At 40.7% G+C, this 18,949-nt stretch carries 15 protein-coding genes; 1 reads left to right on the top strand and 14 read right to left on the bottom strand.

Annotation, left to right across the window (positions count from 1 at the left end):
• Nucleotides 1–13: 13 nt before the first annotated feature.
• On the bottom strand, nucleotides 14–889 hold the full coding sequence (locus B5473_RS11050) for a YicC/YloC family endoribonuclease (protein ID WP_079525092.1): 876 nt from the start codon (nucleotides 887–889) through the stop codon (nucleotides 14–16).
• 503 nt (nucleotides 890–1,392) lie between these two features.
• Between B5473_RS11050 and B5473_RS11045 the strand changes: the two genes are divergently transcribed.
• The gene (locus B5473_RS11045; RefSeq protein WP_079525090.1) at nucleotides 1,393–3,075 is read left to right on the top strand and encodes an Rqc2 family fibronectin-binding protein; all 1,683 of its coding nucleotides are present in this window, start codon (nucleotides 1,393–1,395) and stop codon (nucleotides 3,073–3,075) included.
• 54 nt (nucleotides 3,076–3,129) lie between these two features.
• On the opposite strand, the gene opp4A is transcribed toward B5473_RS11045, so the two are convergent.
• The 13 genes from opp4A to B5473_RS10980 all read right to left on the bottom strand — a co-directional run bounded on the left by opp4A (nucleotide 3,130) and on the right by B5473_RS10980 (nucleotide 18,928).
• The gene (gene opp4A / locus B5473_RS11040; RefSeq protein WP_079525088.1) at nucleotides 3,130–4,968 is read right to left on the bottom strand and encodes an oligopeptide ABC transporter substrate-binding protein; all 1,839 of its coding nucleotides are present in this window, start codon (nucleotides 4,966–4,968) and stop codon (nucleotides 3,130–3,132) included.
• Between the two features lie 17 nt (nucleotides 4,969–4,985).
• Nucleotides 4,986–5,900 (bottom strand): ABC transporter permease, encoded by a 915-nt coding sequence (locus tag B5473_RS11035; RefSeq protein ID WP_079525086.1) that lies wholly within the window; start codon nucleotides 5,898–5,900, stop codon nucleotides 4,986–4,988.
• A gap of 36 nt (nucleotides 5,901–5,936) precedes the next feature.
• Entirely contained in the window at nucleotides 5,937–6,899 is a 963-nt protein-coding gene (gene opp4B / locus B5473_RS11030; RefSeq protein ID WP_079525084.1) for an oligopeptide ABC transporter permease, read from the bottom strand.
• A gap of 1 nt (nucleotide 6,900) precedes the next feature.
• On the bottom strand, nucleotides 6,901–7,848 hold the full coding sequence (locus tag B5473_RS11025) for an ATP-binding cassette domain-containing protein (RefSeq protein ID WP_079525082.1): 948 nt from the start codon (nucleotides 7,846–7,848) through the stop codon (nucleotides 6,901–6,903).
• On the bottom strand, nucleotides 7,845–8,855 hold the full coding sequence (locus B5473_RS11020; RefSeq protein WP_079525080.1) for an ABC transporter ATP-binding protein: 1,011 nt from the start codon (nucleotides 8,853–8,855) through the stop codon (nucleotides 7,845–7,847). Before B5473_RS11020 ends, B5473_RS11025 begins: the two co-directional genes overlap by 4 nt.
• 602 nt (nucleotides 8,856–9,457) lie before the next feature.
• Nucleotides 9,458–10,090 (bottom strand): orotate phosphoribosyltransferase, encoded by a 633-nt coding sequence (gene pyrE / locus B5473_RS11015; RefSeq protein ID WP_079525078.1) that lies wholly within the window; start codon nucleotides 10,088–10,090, stop codon nucleotides 9,458–9,460.
• A 1-nt stretch (nucleotide 10,091) separates the two neighbouring features.
• Nucleotides 10,092–10,799 (bottom strand): orotidine-5'-phosphate decarboxylase, encoded by a 708-nt coding sequence (gene pyrF / locus B5473_RS11010; protein WP_079525076.1) that lies wholly within the window; start codon nucleotides 10,797–10,799, stop codon nucleotides 10,092–10,094.
• 1 nt (nucleotide 10,800) lies between these two features.
• Nucleotides 10,801–11,712 (bottom strand): dihydroorotate dehydrogenase, encoded by a 912-nt coding sequence (locus B5473_RS11005; RefSeq protein WP_079525074.1) that lies wholly within the window; start codon nucleotides 11,710–11,712, stop codon nucleotides 10,801–10,803.
• A complete protein-coding gene (locus B5473_RS11000; RefSeq protein WP_079525072.1) occupies nucleotides 11,709–12,482 on the bottom strand; it encodes a dihydroorotate dehydrogenase electron transfer subunit in 774 nt (257 codons plus the stop codon). The genes B5473_RS11005 and B5473_RS11000 overlap by 4 nt, the downstream gene beginning before the upstream one ends.
• A 1-nt stretch (nucleotide 12,483) precedes the next feature.
• Complete coding sequence (gene carB, locus B5473_RS10995; protein WP_079525070.1) at nucleotides 12,484–15,681, bottom strand: carbamoyl-phosphate synthase large subunit; 3,198 nt, start codon at nucleotides 15,679–15,681, stop codon at nucleotides 12,484–12,486.
• Nucleotides 15,674–16,774 carry a carbamoyl phosphate synthase small subunit gene (locus B5473_RS10990; protein ID WP_079525068.1) on the bottom strand — a complete coding sequence of 367 codons (1,101 nt, stop codon included), beginning with the start codon at nucleotides 16,772–16,774 and terminating at the stop codon, nucleotides 15,674–15,676. Before B5473_RS10990 ends, carB begins: the two co-directional genes overlap by 8 nt.
• Nucleotides 16,774–18,048 carry a dihydroorotase gene (locus B5473_RS10985; RefSeq protein WP_079525066.1) on the bottom strand — a complete coding sequence of 425 codons (1,275 nt, stop codon included), beginning with the start codon at nucleotides 18,046–18,048 and terminating at the stop codon, nucleotides 16,774–16,776. The genes B5473_RS10990 and B5473_RS10985 overlap by 1 nt, the downstream gene beginning before the upstream one ends.
• Complete coding sequence (locus B5473_RS10980) at nucleotides 18,011–18,928, bottom strand: aspartate carbamoyltransferase catalytic subunit (RefSeq protein ID WP_079525064.1); 918 nt, start codon at nucleotides 18,926–18,928, stop codon at nucleotides 18,011–18,013. The genes B5473_RS10985 and B5473_RS10980 overlap by 38 nt, the downstream gene beginning before the upstream one ends.
• Nucleotides 18,929–18,949 lie beyond the last annotated feature (21 nt).

The following is an 18,949-nucleotide window of genomic DNA, read 5'->3' as shown; positions in this document are numbered from 1 at the left end:
TAACTCCTTTATATCATTCAATATTTTGAACTTGTTCACGCATTTTTTCTAAAATCGTCTTCGCCTGCACAACTGCAGCTGAACATTGGGTAGACTGATTTTTTGAACCGATTGTATTAATTTCCCGGTTCATTTCCTGCATAATGAAGTCAAGCTTGCGTCCAATTGCAATGTTTTCAGTTAAAGTTTCGGATAACTGATTAAAATGGCTCTCTAAACGGTCCAGCTCTTCTGTAATATCAATTCGCTCTGCAAAAATCGCAACTTCTGTAAGTAAACGATCGTCCAATGATTGACCGCTTGCTACTTCTTCTAGGCGGCTCATTAAACGTTCACGATATTTTTCAACTGCGAGCGGTGCATATTGCCGTATTTGAGCAATTTGCGCTTCCAGGTCTGCTTTATACTGCAGCATCACTTGCTGCAATCCTTGCCCTTCACGATCACGCATCGCAATGAGGTTTTGGATTGCTTCTGCCAAAGCATTTTTTACAGCATCGATAATCTCATCCTGCATGAACTCAATTTTTTCAACTTGCAACACTTGGTCCAAACTCACAATTTCCTGCATTGTCCACTTTTCCTCCATCGGAACTGTTTGTGACAACTCCTTTTTTGCCTGGAGAAAAGCATTGAGCAGTGACCAATTGATTTGAATCGTCTGTTCAGTGTCATGGAGCTCCTTCAGAAAAATGATAACATCTATTTTCCCACGAGAAACTGCATCCGACAACATTTTTTTTGCTACTACTTCAGATTCCATCCATTCTTTTGGAAACTTAGTATTAATTTCTAAAAAACGATGATTCACAGCACGAATTTCAACAGTGAGTTGAAAGTGTTTCGTTGTTGTGACCCCCCTGCCGAATCCGGTCATACTACGTACCAAGGTTCGTCACATCCTTCTTTACTTAATTGTTTCAATTATAGCATATGTGTTATCAATTTTGCGTTAACGTCTATTATCCAAATATATATTTTATCATAGATAGGATGTAATAAAATACTTTTTATTTTTGCAAGAAGGAAAGAATTGGCTTTCTATAATTAGAGAGTTATTTTTCATTCCGGGGCGGACGCTTTCGTCGCAAAATAAATTTCGCTGTTCCCGCAGGAAGCTTGCTTGTGACTGTCGCTTACGCTTTCGTCACAGAGAAAATCTTGTAGCGAAAGGCGCTAGCCGTCAGCTGGTGTTTTAACAGTGCGAAAGGTGAAACCGTCAGCACGAACACTCGCCTCCCCTCCATTGCAGTCAACAGGCTTTAATCATACTTCCTCATATAAATAATACGTTTCCTTAATATATAGTATTTTGGGATAACTACAGGTTTGAACGAAAAAATGGTATGATTAAACAATCAAAAAGACTTATTTAATGAAAGAGGCATAAAGATGGCATTTGACGGACTATTTACTCGTTCGATGAGCAAGGAACTACAAAGCCTGACTTCCGGACGTATTACAAAAATTTATCAGCCGAATGCACTTGAAGTTGTATTGCAAATTCGTGCAGCAGGCCAAAACAGTAAACTATTATTTTCTATCCACCCTTCCTATTCCCGCGTTCACATAACAGATCAATCGATCGAAAATCCGGCAGATCCGCCTATGTTTTGTATGCTGTTACGCAAACATATTGAAGGGGGCTTTATTTCATCTGTTGTTCAGGACGGCTTTGAACGGGTGATCACATTTGAAATCGACAGTAAAAATGAAATCGGCGATGCTGTAAAACGTAAGCTTGTCATCGAAATTATGGGGCGTCATAGCAACTTGCTATTAATCGATGCCCAAAATGACGTCATTATTGATAGCATCAAACACCTGCCGCCATCGATGAACAGCTACCGGACTGTTTTACCAGGTCAGCAATATATCGCACCGCCACAACAACAGAAAATTGCACTGACAAGTTTATCCGACGTAGAGTTAAAAGAGGTTTTCTCTAAACAACCGACTACTAAAGACATCGTCGAACAGTTTGCCGGTTTCTCTCCACTGCATGCAAACGAATTACTGCACCGCATCACGACAAATGATGCTGTAACTGCTTGCAGACAGCTGATGAACGAAATCGCAACGAGTGCAAACCCGACCTATGTTGAGCAGGAAGGAAAAATCTATTTCTCACCGACAGCGCTAACACATTTATCAGGTGCTGTTACGAATTATAAAACACTTGGTGAACTGCTTGACCGTGTATTTTTCGCCCGTGCAAAACGGGATCGGGTTAAACAGCAAGCCGGGGATCTCGAACGCTGGCTGCAAAATGAACTGAATAAATTAAAGCTGAAACAAAAAAAGCTGCAAAAAGATTATGAACGTGCTCAAAATCTGGAGCAGTTCCAACTTTACGGTGAGCTATTAATGGCTAATCTTTATAATTTCGAAAAAGGTGCAGAATACGTCGACGTTGAAAACTATTACAGCGAAAACGCCGAAACAGTTAGAATACCGATTAGCCCGAGAAAAACGCCTATTGAAAATGCGCAAAGCTATTATACAAAGTACAATAAAGCGAAGACAGCGTTAGTTATGATTGAGGAACAGAAGCAAAAAGCAACAGAAGATATTAACTATTTGGAAATGCTTACACAGCAAGTGCAGCAAGCTTCAACTAAAGATATTGAAGAAATCCGTGAAGAGCTGGCAGAACAAGGTTTACTTCGAATCCGCCAGGCAAAGCGTAAAAAGAAACCGACAAAACCAGAACCGGAAAAATTCGTATCTTCTTCTGGTATTTCAATTTCGGTCGGCAAAAATAATAAGCAAAATGATTATTTGACATTCAAGATTGGAAAACGCAACGAAGTATGGTTGCATACGAAAGATATTCCTGGGTCACATGTTGTTATCCATTCGGAAAACCCGGATGAACAGACATTAACGGAAGCCGCTGTATTAAGTGCTTATTTTTCTAAAGCACGCGACTCTTCGTCTGTGCCGGTAGACTATACGGAAATCCGCCATGTGAAAAAACCGAATGGCGCAAAACCTGGGTTTGTTATTTATTTTGAACAAAAAACACTTTATGTAACACCGGATGAAGCGATTGTTATGCAGCTGAAAAAGTAAAACAATGAAAAAAGCCGCTTAGAAATTTTCTAAGCGGCTTTTTGCTGTTAATAATTATTTAATTGGTGAATCTGCTACTAACTCAATTTCGTGGTATTGAGTAGCATTTGAATAGTCAACATTGTAGTTTTTCACACGTTTGTTAACTGGTACGATTTCTGTACGGAAGTATGTTGGAATTGTTGTTGCTTGTTCGAACATGTACTCTTCCCATTTACGGAATGCATCCGCACGGTAATCTGCATCAACCGCTTCTTTAGAATCGATGTCAGCTAATAAAGTTTGTAATTCCGGTGTTACGAAACGGCTGTAGTTGAATGAAGAAGCTTCGCCGTATAGACCCATTGGTGATGGGTTTGTACCAGTACCCCATGCAGCCATGAACATATCGATTTCTGGATCATCCGCTTGTACTTTATCGTAGAAGCTGTTGAACTCGATTAAACGGCCAGTCGTTAACTGTACATCCAAACCAACATCTTTCCAGTTTTGACGGTAGTATTCAACGATTGCTTCGTCAGTATCAGAACCTGACATACCTGCCATACGGATTTCTAATTTTTCACCGTTTTTATCTTCACGGATGCCGTCGCCATCAACGTCTTTGTATCCAGCTTCATCTAATAATGCTTTTGCTTTTTCCGGATCATAGTTGAATCCTTCTAAAGTGTTGTCATGGAATGAAGCGAACGCTGGCGGAATTAATGATGTTGCACGAGATCGTAAACCTTGGTAGAAGCGCTCAGTTACTTGCTCAATATCCATTGCGTAGGCAACTGCCTGACGTAATTTCACATCATTCATTTTTGCGTTTTCATCTGTAATATTTAATCCTGCTGTACCTGCCGCAGCATCCCATTTACCAAGCTTGAAGCCAAGGTAAGAGTATGCTAACTCTGGACGAGCTAAGATTGTTAAGTTTTCAAGATCTTTTACGCCGTCATACTGGTTTGTAGGGAAAGAAGACGCCATGTCATACTTACCTGTACGTAATGCTTCACCGATAGAAGATGAAGGTACTACTTGTAATACGATTTTGTCTAGCTTCGGTTTACCTTTCCAGTAGTGCTCGTTCGCTGCGTACTGAACAGATTCACCGTCAACTAATTTATCTAATTTGAACGGTCCTAATGTTACAGGCGATTTACGTACTGCTTCAGAAGAAATTAGGTCCTTAACAGGAATATCTTTTAACTGATGCTTCGGTACTGCGTATGCCCATAGACCATCACCTAGAGAGTAGATTGCAGGTGATACTTTCGTCATAGAAATTTCAACTGTTTTATCATCGATCTTTTTAATACCAGAGATTGTATCTGCAGTACCTGCTTTATATTCAGCAGCACCGATGATGTTTTCGAAATCAGCGTCATAACGGATACCTGTATAATCAGGGTGACCGATAATTTCATAAGCATAAATGATGTCTTCAACAGTCAATGGCTGACCATCAGACCATTTCACATCATCATGTTGAATAGTGATTGTAACTTTATTGTTATCAGCATCTACATCTAATTTTGCGATTCCTTCATCTGTAACTAGGAAGTCGCCATCAGTTTCGAAAATTTCGTTTGTCATGAAGCCTAAAATATCAGCATCATAACCATCTTCATATAATTCCCAAGATAAAACGCCTTGGAAAGGAGAGTCTGTTACTAATGCAAAGTTTAAAGTACCGCCTTCAATTGCTTCTCCATCATTTGTAACTTCTGATGGTAATGTTGGAGATTCTGCAGTAGAACCGCCGTCATTTGTATTTTCTTCTGTCTTTGTGCCGTCTGTATTTTCAGCTGGTTTCTCAGTCGTTGTTTCGTCGTCTCCTCCACAAGCTGCTAATACTAATGCCGTAGCAAATACTGATGACAGCATTAAACCTTTCTTTTTCTTCATTTGTTTTTCCTCCCTTATTATCCTAAACGTTGTTTTGCGTCAGCTGCGCGTCGTAACGCTTGACCAACGTAATTTATACCAAGCATCATTACTAAGATTAATATTGATGCAGGCAACCATACCCACCATTTACTCGATAAAATTATCGGGTTCATAGCATAACTTACTAAAGTCCCTAAACTTGGTGTTGACGGTGGTAAACCGAAACCTAAGAATGAAAGACCTGTTTCGATCCCTACATTTCCCGCAAAACTTAATGTCACTTCGACAATAAGCAGCGAGCTTAAGTTTGGCAATAATCCTTTAAACATGATCGCGAAATCACTCGTACCCATTGTTTTAGAGGCACTTATGTAATCGCGTCGTGCTTCAGAAAGTGCTTTGGATCGCACAAGTCTGGCCGTCGACATCCACTGAAATGCTGCAAGAATTAAAATTAAATCAAATATTCCGTACGATGGAATGATTGTTACGACTACGATGATAATCATTGTAGTTGGTAGAGTGATAAAGAAATCAATAATACGCATGAAGAAATTATCGATGAAACCACCGTAATATCCCATAATAATACCAAGCACAATCCCTACTACATTGGCAATAACAGTAACCGCAATTGCGATTAAAATTGAGTTCTTAGCCCCGATAATTAGCTGGCCAAGCATGTCCCGACCGGCTTCATCGGCCCCAAGAATATACCCTCGGACACCTGGTTCAGTAAAACGCTCCAATAATTGAATTTTCATTACTTCAGTCTGATCTATAGTGAAGAATGCCATGATCATGATCGCAATCACCAGCAGGATACTTCCTATTAATGAGAACATTGCTAATTTATCTTTTTTAAACTCTCGCCATATTACTTGAATACCAGTTGGTGGAGAGCTTTGAGATTCTAATTTTTCTACTGTCTGTTCATTTTTGTTTTCCATGATTAAAATCACCTCTCCTTAGTCATTATTAATTGATTAGTCTATGCGAATTCGCGGATCCACTATACTTAAGATAATATCGGATAATAGACTACCTAATAATGCTAAGAAGCCATATAACATTACTAATGCCGTTATTACACTGTAGTCACGACTTGAAATGGATTCGACAAATAATTTACCCATTCCAGGATAAGCGAATACAGTTTCAATGAAAATCGATCCACCGAGTAAACCGGTAATCGTGAATCCTAAGAACGCTGCAATCGGTAACAGAGAGTTACGGAAAATATGACGTGAGTATACTTTCTTCATCGGTATACCTTTACTGCGTGCTGTTTTAACATAATCCATTGTTTTTGCATCAATAATTTCCGAACGTAAATATTGAATGACACCCGTCGTACCTAGCAGTGCATAGCTGGCTGCCGGTAATAATAAATGATAGAATTTACTCCAGTAATAACTCCAGGTTCCGGGATCTAGTCCTATTTCCACCGTACCACTTGTCGGGAACCACATCAGTCGGTAACCGAACAGGTAAACGAAAATTAAATACAGTACGAATGCTGGTATTGCATAAGAGATAAAGCTGTAAAGTACAATCGATTTATCCAAGAATGAATCGTGATAACGTCCAGCAAGTACTCCTAGCGGAATCGCCAGCACATAAAGGAAAACTACACTAAGCAATGAGAGTAATAATGTATTCATTGCACGGTCGCCAATAATATCAGCAACAGGCTTTTTAAATGTATAACTCTGACCGAAGTCACCTTGTGCTGCATTTGTGATCCAGTTGTAGTACTGTACATACCAAGGATCATAGAAGCCTGATTTAACACGTAATTCTTCAATAACATTCGGATCTGTTTCCGGTGTAATTAATCCTGTAAATGGATCACCAGGCATTTGTTTCGCTAATAAGAAAATTAGGAGACTTAAAATAAATAGCTGCGGAATCATTATTAACACACGGCGAACTATCGTTTTCCACATACTATACACGCTCCTTTTCATCTTCAGACATTGCTACTTTATGTGAGTCTGAAATCGATTTTAAAGGATATACTTTTCCATCCTTATCGTAATATTTATGTTGTTCTTGGCGATATGCCGCTTCAACTTTCTGACGTTCAACCTTACGTTCAATTCGAGTTTCAGGCTCGATATCAGGAATTGCAGAAAGCAGGCGATTTGTATAAATATGCTGCGGATTTGTGTAAATATCTTCACGCTTCCCTGTTTCTACGAATCTGCCTTTATACATGATTGAGATATGGTCACACATATGGCGAACAACACCTAAATCGTGAGAGATGAATAAATAACTAATTCCATATTGTTCCTGAATATCCTTCATAAAGTTTAAAACTTGTGCCTGAACGGATAAATCAAGTGCCGAAACCGGCTCATCCGCAATAATCATTTTTGGGTTACATGCAACAGCACGGGCAATCCCTAGACGTTGCTTTTGACCACCAGAGAATTCGTGCGGATATTTAAGAAGTACGTCCTCTGACATCCCTACAATTGCGAGTAGCTCATTAATGCGTTTCCGCTCTTCTTGCGGAGACAACTTAAGGAAATTACGAATTGGCTCTGCTAAAATATCCAATACACGTTTACGCGGATTCATACTGGAATGTGAATCCTGGAAGATCATCTGAATATCACGGTTATATGCTGAATCACGTTTACGGCGTGCATTTGTAACATCTTCACCTTCGTAAAGAATACGACCTGATGTGATTTTCTCCAATCCAATAATCGCTTTACCGGTTGTTGATTTACCTGAGCCGGATTCACCTACAAGACCGTAAGTTTTTCCTCGGTCAAATTCCATCGTTACGCCATCTACTGCATAAACATGATCAACTACTGTGTTAAAAAATCCACCTCGGATCGGATAGTGAACTTTTAAATCTTCTACTTGCATGAAACTCATTGATTTACGCTCCCTTCCTCATCCTCAAAATGGAATTCTTTCCAGCAAGTACAGCGTACAAGATGGCCAGGAGCAACTTCATGAAGCTGTGGATTTGCTTCATGTGCTGATTGCGGAACCCAAGGAATACGCGATGAGAAACGGCAGCCTTGGCGAGGTAACTTCATTAAAGAAGGAACCATCCCTTGAATTATTTCTAATTTTTCATCCTCACTGTTTGTTTGAGGAATTGATTTCAATAATGATCTTGTGTACGGGTGCTTCGGATTTCTGAATAATTCTACAACCGGCGCTTCTTCTATTACTTCACCGGCATACATTACAGCTACGCGGTCTGCTACTTCAGCAACAACCCCTAAGTCATGTGTAATTAAAATGATGCCTGATTGAATTTCATCTTGCAGTGATTTTAATAAATCTAAAATTTGCGCTTGGATTGTTACATCAAGTGCTGTTGTCGGTTCGTCCGCAATAATGATTGCAGGCTTACCTGATAATGCGATCGCGATCATAACACGCTGACGCATACCGCCCGATAACTGATGCGGGAATTGTTTTGCAACACGTTGCATATTCGGAATTCCTACTTGATCTAATAACTCAATAACACGTTTTTCACGTTGTTCTTTAGTTAATTTCGTATGATAAATTAACCCTTCCTCAATTTGCTCTCCGATACGCATTAATGGGTTTAATGCAGAAAGTGGATCCTGGAAAATGAAGCCGATGTCATTTCCTCTTAACTTATTAAACTGTTCATCTGTCAATTTAACTAAGTTTTGATTGTTGTAAAGTATTTCTCCTTCAACTTTTGTAGTAATAGAATTGTGCAATCCAACTACTGATGTTGCCAAAGTACTTTTCCCGCAACCTGATTCACCAACAATTGCTAAAATCTCATTTTTGCGAAGCGTTAACGAAACATTGTCTACAGCTGGGTAGTATGTATCTTTAATTCGGAAACTCGTACGTAAATTTCGGATTTCTAATAATTCATTCGTAGACATTAAATAACCGCTCCTTTCTCCTTAAACATACAATCGACTCTGCTAAACTCGCTCTATATTAAATTTTTCCAAATAGATTAAAATACCCTTATCAAAAAAATTTAAACCTTGCTAATACTCAGTCTTTTTAAAATATTAATAATTTGTTAATTTTTTGTACCACTTCGTAAATTATCCATAAAATATATTTACATGTCAATTATTAAACTTTCTAACTATTCTAATTTAACATTTTAAATTTATCAATAGCAAACTATTCTTTTAAGTTTAAATTTTCCGATAATTTACTATAAAAATTAACTCTTAATGATTATAATTATGTCTTTTCAACATAAAAACATCTAGAAATACTTTTTTGTGTAGTTTAATAAAATTTAAACCCATTAAACTTCATTATTAAAAAAACTGATAATTTGCATAATGGAATTATATAACTATAACAAAAACGTGTAAAGTATATTTTTGATAACTTCACACGTTTTTGAATATTTTTAATATTTTTTTATCTCGGATAAGTCGGGAATCATACTATCAGCAGTAGCCCGATTAGTTTAACAAACAATCCGTGGGGGCTGATACCCCCACGGATTGAATTTTTTATTTTATTTTAAATTTCCTGTTTTTAAGTCTTGATGCCACTTTTTCAAGAATGGAATGTCATCTTCCTGAATAGCAGCTGCTTCTTTTGCCGCATCGATTAAGTAATCGAAATTTGTTAATGAAACAAATTTTACGCCAGCTTCTTCAAATACCTGATCCGCTTTTGGCAGATTATATGTATATACACATACGACCCCTAACACTTCGCAACCTGCATTACGTAACGCTTCAACAGCAGTAATAGATGAACCTCCTGTTGAGATGATATCCTCAATTACAACGACCTTTTGACCTTTTGCATATTTTCCTTCAATCTGGTTTCCTCGCCCGTGCTCTTTTGCTTTCGAACGCACATACACCATCGGCAATTGCATAATATCCGCAACCCAAGCAGCATGTGGAATCCCCGCAGTAGCAGTACCCGCAACTACTTCACAGTCAGAAAAATGCTCATCGATTAATGAGGACAGTCCATTGGCAAGCTGTTTGCGAATAACAGGATCTGAAATTGTTAAACGTGTATCGCAATAAATCGGCGACTGAATTCCTGAAGCCCATGTAAATAAATCGGTTGGATTTAATTCCACCGCTCCTACTTTTAGCATTGCATGTGCAATTTCGTTTTGTAATGACATTTTAGTTAGCCTCCCATAAGTTACAAACTTCTTGATACGCTTTTACCGGATTGACAGCTCCAGTAATGGCACGACCTACAACAATTAATGAAGAACCATCCTTTTTAGCTCCATCAGGGGTTGCAATACGCTGCTGATCATGTGAATCCCCGCCAAGCATACGAATACCCGGTGTCACCCGTAAAAAGTCATCACCGCATGCTTCACGGATTGCCTGTGCCTCATGAACTGAACAGACTACACCCTGAAGACCAGCTTGTTTTGTCAGCTGTGCATATTGTAAAACGGATTCTTTTAAAGATAGGGCTATTTTTTGCTCTTCTTGCATTTGCTGTTCTGTCGTAGACGTCAGTTGTGTAACGGCAATTAATGCTGCTCTTTTAGCTCCGGCTGGTGTACCGGCCTCCAAACCTTCCAATGCACCTTCCAGCATTGCACGTCCACCTGCAGCATGGACATTCACTAAATCCACACCAAGCCCCGCTAAGCCCTTCATCGCTGATTTCACAGTGTTCGGGATGTCATGAAGCTTTAAATCTAAAAATATATCGTGTCCTTGTTCTTTTACTTTTCTCACAATATTGGGACCTTCCTGCATATACAGTTCCATCCCGATTTTAACGAAAAGTTTCTCTTCGAATTGCCCTAAAAAGCTCATCACTTCTTTTTCACCGGGAAAATCTAAAGCAATAATAGGTTTTGTCTTCATATTAACGGTGGCTCCTTCCGATAATTTCTGAAATATGGTTCACATTCAACGTGTCAAGCAAGTCAGGTAATTCCTCAATAATTGTCGGGCATACGAAATGATCAACAAAGTTTGCTGTACCAACTGCCACAGCTGATGCACCGGCAGACATAAAATCGATTACATCCTGTGCACAAGTTACCCCGCCCATCCCGATAATCGGAATGTTCACTGCTTTATAAACGTCATACACCATGCGTATCGCTACCGGTTTAATTGCCGGACCTGATAAGCCACCTGTCCCGTTTGCAATGACAGGTTTCCCTGTACGCTCGTCCAAACGCATTCCCACGAGTGTGTTAATCATCGTTATACCGTCCGCTCCGCCTGCTTCAACCGCTTTTGCAATGTCTACGATATTTGTCACGTTCGGAGATAGTTTTACATATACAGGTACACTTGAAACCGCCTTTACAGCAGCAGTTAACTGCTTAGCTGTTTCCGGATCCGTCCCGAACTGTATCCCGCCGCATTTGACATTCGGACAAGAAATATTCAATTCTAACGCCTTTACGTTAGATGCCTTTGAAATACGCTCTGCTACTTCCACATAATCCGCAACTTCTGTGCCGGCAACATTGGCAATAACCGGGACATCATAGCTTTCCAAAAACTTCAGCTCTTCTGCCATTACCTTTTCAATCCCTGGATTTTGCAGACCGATTGCATTAAGCATACCAGCTGATGTTTCTGCTACACGCGGTGTCGGATTTCCTTTACGCGTTTCAACAGTTGTTGCTTTAATCATGATGGCTCCTAGCTTTGACAAGTTATAAAGCTGAGCATATTCGCGCCCAAAGCCAAAGCAGCCTGACGCGGGCATAATTGGATTTTTTAAGTCCAAACCTGGCAATTGTAAGTTTAAACGGCTCATAATGCCACAACTCCTTTCGGGAATACTGGCCCGTCCGAGCACACTTTTACATAGTCTTTTCCGTGACCTTCAGTTGTATCACATACACATGCAAAGCACGCACCGATACCGCAGCCCATCCGTTCCTCAAAGGATAGGTATCCCTCTTTTTCAGGGTAATAGCCTTCTAAAGCGCGAAGCATCGGCAATGGACCACATGAATAAAACAGATCAAACTCGGGCTTTACTTCATCAAATACAGTTGTAACAAACCCTTTAATTCCCTTCGTCCCGTCTACAGTTGCATAGTACGTATCGCCTAAAGCATTGAATTGTTCCTCGTAGAAGCATACATCCTCTGATTGGAAACCTAGTACATGGATCGTTTTCACGCCGCGCGCATTCAGTTGTTTCGCTAATTCATGGAGTGGCGGGACACCTATTCCCCCACCGACTAAAAGCGCTGTTTGGCCGGGTTTTGCCGCTTCAACAGGGAACCCGTTCCCTAACGGACCTAAAACATCCACGATTTCATTTTCGCGGTTTGTTGCCAGAAATTTTGTGCCACGACCTTCAGCACGGTAAATCATCGTAAATTCATTTTTTTCTTTATCGACATTGGCAATACTGATTGGTCGACGCAACAAGGGCTCGAATGTGTTTGACACCTTTACATGAACAAACTGGCCAGGCGACATGTCCTGAACCAGTTGTCCTTGCAGTGTCAATTCGAAAATGTTCGTCGCAATTTGCTCTTGTGCCACAACTGTCATTTTCTCTTGACGAATCATTTTAGTGTACAACCTCCGCTTTCGGCATTTCTTCTGCTGTAAATGTCATTGATTCTATTACGCGCAGCATTGCTTCTGCTGTGTCTAATGAAGTCAGACATGGTACGCCGTTTTCTACCGATTCACGGCGAATACGGAAGCCATCGCGTGCCGGCTGTTTCCCTTTTGTTAATGTATTGACTACTAATTGAGCTTCACCGTTTTGAATCATATCGATTAATGTTTTGCCTTTACCGCCGATTTTTTCAACGATATCTGTTTTAATACCATTTGCTTCAAATGTTTTCGCTGTACCTTCTGTTGCTACGATGCGGTATCCGACTGTTGAGAAGCGTTTCGCCAGGCTGATTGCTTCCTGTTTGTCTTTATCCGATACAGTGAACAGGATCGTACCATGTGTTTTAATTTCCATGCCTGCTGCTACGAAACCTTTATATAATGCTTTTTCGTATGTTGCATCTTTCCCCATTACTTCCCCTGTTGATTTCATTTCAGGCCCTAATGTAATGTCGACACGGCGTAATTTCGCGAATGAGAATACCGGTACTTTTACGAATACGCCTTGCTGTTCTTTTGCCAGTCCTGTTGGGTAGCCTTGTTCAATAATCGATTGACCAAGAATCGCTTTTGTCGCGATATTTGCCATTGGGATGTTTGTAATTTTACTTAAGAACGGTACAGTACGGCTTGAGCGAGGATTTACTTCGATTACGTAAATTTCGCCTTCGCTCATTACATATTGGATATTCATTAAACCGACAATGCCAAGACCTTTTGCAAGGCGAGTTGTATAGTCTACTAATGTTTCTTTCTGAGCATCTGTTAATTTTTGTGGTGGATATACACTGATTGAGTCACCTGAGTGTACCCCTGCGCGTTCAATATGCTCCATGATTCCCGGAATTAACACATTCTCCCCGTCACAGATGGCATCGACTTCAATTTCCTGTCCTGTTAAGTAGCGGTCTACCAATACAGGGTGATCCGGTGATGCTTCAACCGCGTTTGTCATATAGTGAGCAAGCTCTTCCATGTTATAAACGATTTCCATTGCACGACCGCCTAGTACATATGATGGGCGAACTAATACAGGGAAACCTAAACCTTCCGCAATTTTCATCGCACCTTCAGCGGATGTTGCTGTATCGCCAGGTGGCTGCGGAATTTTCAGTTTTTGTAATGCCGCTTCGAATTTATTACGGTTTTCCGCACGGTCGATATCTTCAAGTGTCGTTCCTAAAATTTTCACACCGTTCGCTTCCAGCTTATCCGCTAAATTGATCGCTGTTTGCCCGCCGAACTGTACAACTACACCGATTGGCTGCTCCAGATCGATAATGTGCATCACATCTTCAATTGTTAATGGCTCGAAGTATAATTTATCTGAAATCGAGAAGTCGGTCGAAACCGTTTCTGGATTTGAGTTAATGATGATTGCTTCATAGCCTGCTTCTTGAATCGCCCATACAGAGTGAACTGTTGCATAGTCGAACTCTACCCCTTGACCGATACGGATCGGACCTGAGCCAAGTACTACAACAGAAGGTTTGTCAGTACGGATGGACTCATTTTCATCCTCGTATGTGCCGTAGAAGTATGGTGTATTCGATTCGAATTCTGCCGCACATGTATCAACCATTTTATATACCGGAATAATTCCATGCTCTTTACGGAATTCATAAACCGCTCGCTCTTCCATTTCCCAAAGCTGTGCAATTTTTTTATCCGCAAAGCCTAAACGTTTCGCAGTTCTTAAAATTTCCTTATTGCCAATGTTTTCTGCCAATGTTGTTTCCATATCTACAATCTTCTTCAGCTTCGTTAAGAAGAACATATCAATTGCAGACCATTCATGGATTTTTTCCGCTGTTACACCACGGCGCATTGCTTCACCGATAAAGAATAGACGTTCATCCCCTGCTTTTTTAATACGCTTTTCAATCCATGCATCTGTTAAATCATCCGCATTTTTCATTTCAATATGAACATGGCCAGTTTCCAATGAACGAACAGCCTTTAAAATCGCTTCTTCAAATGTACGACCAAGTGCCATTACTTCCCCAGTCGCTTTCATTTGTGTACCAAGGTTACGTTTTGCCGATTCAAACTTATCGAATGGCCAACGTGGAATTTTTGCGACAATGTAGTCAAGTGCCGGCTCGAAGCAAGCGAATGTTGATCCTGTAACAGGGTTTTTAATTTCATCCAGTGTAAGTCCTACTGCGATTTTTGCTGCAAGCTTTGCAATCGGATAACCTGTCGCTTTTGATGCTAACGCAGATGAACGCGATACACGCGGGTTTACTTCGATTACATAGTACTGGAATGAGTAAGGATCTAATGCCAGCTGAACGTTACAGCCACCTTCGATTTTTAATGCGCGAATAATATCGAGTGAAATGTTTCGCAGCATTTGGTTTTCGCGATCCGATAATGTTTGTGTTGGTGCTACAACAATTGAGTCACCTGTATGGATACCTACCGGGTCAAAGTTCTCCATATTACATACAACAATTGCATTATCCGCCGCATCACGCATTACTTCATATTCAATCTCTTTAAAGCCTGCGATTGATTTTTCCAGTAAACATTGTGTTACAGGAGAGTATTTTAAACCAGACGTTACAATTTCCTGTAAGTCCTGATCGTTATAGCAAATTCCGCCGCCTGTTCCGCCAAGTGTAAATGCCGGACGGACGATTACCGGATAACCGATTTTTGCAACGAATGCTTTAGCTTCTTCCATGTTATGGATAATATCTGACTCCGGAACCGGTGCACCAAGTTCATACATTAAGTTACGGAACAAGTCACGGTCTTCAGCTTTATGAATGGCATCCAGTTTCGTACCTAGAATTTCAATTCCTAGTTCATCTAAAATGCCAGACTCATCAAGCTCGATTGCCATATTTAATCCTGTTTGACCACCTAATGTAGAAAGAATGGCATCCGGACGCTCTTTACGTAAAATGCGCGATACAAATTCAAGGCTGATTGGCTCGATGTATACTTTGTCTGCGATCTCAGTATCTGTCATAATTGTCGCCGGGTTCGAGTTAATTAAGATTACTTTATAGCCCTCTTCTTTTAATGAAAGACATGCTTGTGTTCCTGCATAATCAAATTCCGCTGCTTGACCGATTACGATCGGACCTGAGCCGATTACTAAAATTGTATTTATATCTGTACGTTTAGGCATATTGGTTCTCCTTTGCTGCTTCGATTTCCATCATTTCGATAAATTCGTCAAATAGGTAGTTTGAATCTTCCGGACCTGGTGATGCTTCCGGGTGATACTGCACAGTGAAGATCGGATATTCCTTATGGCGTACCCCTTCACAAGTTCCATCATTTAAAGCGACATGCGTTAACTCTAAATCAGTATCTTTTAATGATTCGATATCAATTGCATAGCCATGGTTTTGACTCGTTAAATCCGTGCGGCCAGTACGCAGATTTTTTACCGGGTGATTTCCGCCTCGGTGACCGAATGGCAGTTTGAACGATTTTGCGCCACATGCTAGTGAAAACAGCTGGTGCCCTAGGCAAATACCGAAGATTGGCACTTTTCCGATTAGTCCTTTAATTGTTTCGATTCCTTCTGTTACATCTTCCGGGTTCCCTGGTCCATTTGAAAGCATGATGCCATCCGGATGCATTGCTAAAATTTGTTCGGCTGTCGTATTGTATGGTACGACAAGTACATCACAGTCACGCTTGTTCAGTTCACGTAAAATTCCGTGCTTCATTCCAAAGTCGATCAGCACAACACGTTTTCCGCGTCCTGGTGACGGATATGCCGCTTTTGGCGATACTTCGCGGACATGGTGTGTAATATACGGTGTTTCTTGTAATTGAGCGACGATCTGTGCGATATCCACTTCGGCGTCTGCTTCAGTTAAAATCGCTCGTACAGCTCCTTTTGTACGAATAATGCGCGTTAATTTTCTTGTATCGATTCCTTCTATGCCAGGAATATTTTGTGATGCCAAGTAATCTCCTAAAGACATATCCGAGCGCCAGTTTGATGGTTGCTCTGCCAATTCACGTACTACAAAACCGCGGATCGCAGGAGTGATTGCTTCAAAGTCATCACGGTTGATGCCGTAATTTCCGACTAACGGGTATGTTAATGTAACAATTTGCCCGTAAAATGACGGGTCAGAAATTGTTTCCTGGTAGCCTGTCATCCCTGTTGTAAATACAACTTCTCCTTGACTTGCTTTATCGCTTCCAAATGCAGTACCTGTAAATACAGTGCCATCTTCTAAAATTAATAAACGCTTTTTCATTATTCTGCCTCCTGATATACAATATTGCCTTCAAACATCGTTACTACCGGCCATCCTTTTGCTGTCCATCCGTTAAATGGTGTATTGCGTCCTTTAGAAACAAACCCTTCTGCATCGATTGCCTGTTCCTTATCCAAATCGATCAGTACAAGATCCGCTGAAGCTCCTACTTCCAATGTTCCGTATGGAAGATCAAAAATTTGGGCTGCTTTTACACTCATCCAGTCGACTAATTGCTTTAATGTCCATTTCCCTGTCGCTACAAAATTTGTATACAATAATGGGAATGCTGTCTCAAATCCAACAATTCCAAATGGTGCACCTACCATACCGCAGCATTTTTCCTCTTCTGTATGCGGTGCATGGTCTGTCGCGATACAGTCGATCGTACCATCCAGCAATGCTGCATGCAGTGAGTCTTTATCGTCCGCAGCACGTAATGGCGGGTTCATCTTCCAGTTCGCATCATCTGATGGGATATCCATTTCTTCTAATAATAAGTGGTGTGGACAAACTTCCGCAGTCACTTTAATTCCTGCTGCTTTTGCATCTCTTACTGCACGTACGGATTCTTTCGTCGATACGTGACATACATGGTAACGTGCACCAGCCGCTTCAGCCAGCAGTACATCTCGTGCAATTTGTACTGACTCGCAAATAGAAGGTATCCCTGGTAATCCAAGTTCTTTATTGCGTTTTCCTTCATGCATAACCCCATCGTATATAAGGGAATTATCTTCACAGTGTGCAACAACAACCGCATCGATTTTTGCTGCCTGCTGCATTTGCTCATACATAGTCGACGCTAGCTGAATACCGATCCCGTCATCCGAGAAAGCGACTGCACCTTGTTCTTTTAACTCTTGCATATTTGTTCGTACTTCACCTGAAATGTCTTTTGTTAATGAACCATATGGTAGTACTCTGATCACTGCACTTTCTTTGATCAATCCGTTAATGAGCTGCATATTTTCTACCGAATCCGGTACCGGCTTCGTATTTGGCATCGCACAAATTGTTGTAAAACCGCCTTTTGCTGCAGATGCCGAACCTGTTGCGATCGTTTCTTTATGTTCAAAACCAGGCTCACGTAAATGTGTATGTACATCGACAAAACCCGGTGATGCGAAATGGCCTTTACCGTCAATCAGCTTAGCGCCAGCTGGAATGTCTCCATTAATCGAAGCGATTTTGCCGTTTTCTATTACAATAGTAGATACTACTAATTCGCCTTCCTCATTGAGTAGCTTCACATTTTGTATAACTGTAGTCATATTGATCTCTTCCTTTCAAAATCGTTTCTAAAATGGCCATTCGTGTAAATACACCGTTTCGCACTTGTTCAAATATGCGTGAACGACTGCATTCAACAAGAGCATCCGCAATTTCCACATCGCGGTTTACCGGTGCCGGGTGCATAATGATAGCCCGCTCTTTCATCCGCTGTTCACGTTCAATTGTTAAGCCATACTCTGCATGGTAGCTTTCTTTCGAAAAGTTTTTACTTACTGAATGACGTTCATGCTGGATACGCAGCAGCATGATGACATCGCTGTCTTCCAGTACTTCATCCCAGCTATGTGCCGCCTCGAAATTGCCTGCCCATGCTGGCGGACATAGGAACCGAACATTTGCCCCTAAACGAGTAAGTGCAGTCGCATTTGATTTTGCAACACGGCTATGTGAAATATCACCGACGATCGTAATATTCAGATCTTCAAATCGCCCGAATTCTTTCTGAATCGTGTATAAATCCAGCAGTGACTGTGAAGGATGCTGGCCTGCGCCGTCTCCTGCATTAATGACCGCACACCCGATTCCTTCCAAAAGCTCGTTGTAATATTCATCTTCCTTATCCCGAATAACGACTGCATCGATTCCGATCATTTCCAATGTTTTGACTGTATCGTACAGCGTTTCTCCCTTTGTTGTGCTTGAGAACTCCGCATCAAATGGAATAACTGTACATCCTAGTCGACGCTCCGCCATTTCAAAGCTCGTTTTTGTACGTGTACTTGGCTCAAAGAAAAGGTTTGCTACATGAAATTCACGTTGTAACACAGGTTTTTCACCATCTTCGAAATGCTGTGCTCGATTTAAAATCATCATTATTTCTTCATTTGACAAATGTTCCATCGATAATAAGTTTTTCATGTGAGTACCTCCGCTTATATC

It is taken from the genome of Solibacillus isronensis (assembly GCF_900168685.1).
In the GTDB taxonomy this organism is placed as follows: domain Bacteria; phylum Bacillota; class Bacilli; order Bacillales_A; family Planococcaceae; genus Solibacillus; species Solibacillus isronensis_A.
This window is presented reverse-complemented; position numbering and strand designations above follow the sequence as displayed.

Bases quoted from the DNA above. Each gene is read 5' to 3' on its own strand.
- B5473_RS11045 (WP_079525090.1), top strand. From the start codon at position 1,393: ATGGCATTTGACGGACTATTTACTCGTTCGATGAGCAAGGAACTACAA.
- opp4A (WP_079525088.1), bottom strand. From the start codon at position 4,968: ATGAAGAAAAAGAAAGGTTTAATGCTGTCATCAGTATTTGCTACGGCA.
- B5473_RS11035 (WP_079525086.1), bottom strand. From the start codon at position 5,900: ATGGAAAACAAAAATGAACAGACAGTAGAAAAATTAGAATCTCAAAGC.
- opp4B (WP_079525084.1), bottom strand. From the start codon at position 6,899: ATGTGGAAAACGATAGTTCGCCGTGTGTTAATAATGATTCCGCAGCTA.
- B5473_RS11025 (WP_079525082.1), bottom strand. From the start codon at position 7,848: ATGAGTTTCATGCAAGTAGAAGATTTAAAAGTTCACTATCCGATCCGA.
- B5473_RS11020 (WP_079525080.1), bottom strand. From the start codon at position 8,855: ATGTCTACGAATGAATTATTAGAAATCCGAAATTTACGTACGAGTTTC.
- pyrE (WP_079525078.1), bottom strand. From the start codon at position 10,090: ATGTCATTACAAAACGAAATTGCACATGCAATGCTAAAAGTAGGAGCG.
- pyrF (WP_079525076.1), bottom strand. From the start codon at position 10,799: ATGAAGACAAAACCTATTATTGCTTTAGATTTTCCCGGTGAAAAAGAA.
- B5473_RS11005 (WP_079525074.1), bottom strand. From the start codon at position 11,712: ATGAGCCGTTTAAACTTACAATTGCCAGGTTTGGACTTAAAAAATCCA.
- B5473_RS11000 (WP_079525072.1), bottom strand. From the start codon at position 12,482: ATGATTCGTCAAGAGAAAATGACAGTTGTGGCACAAGAGCAAATTGCG.
- carB (WP_079525070.1), bottom strand. From the start codon at position 15,681: ATGCCTAAACGTACAGATATAAATACAATTTTAGTAATCGGCTCAGGT.
- B5473_RS10990 (WP_079525068.1), bottom strand. From the start codon at position 16,774: ATGAAAAAGCGTTTATTAATTTTAGAAGATGGCACTGTATTTACAGGT.
- B5473_RS10985 (WP_079525066.1), bottom strand. From the start codon at position 18,048: ATGACTACAGTTATACAAAATGTGAAGCTACTCAATGAGGAAGGCGAA.
- B5473_RS10980 (WP_079525064.1), bottom strand. From the start codon at position 18,928: ATGAAAAACTTATTATCGATGGAACATTTGTCAAATGAAGAAATAATG.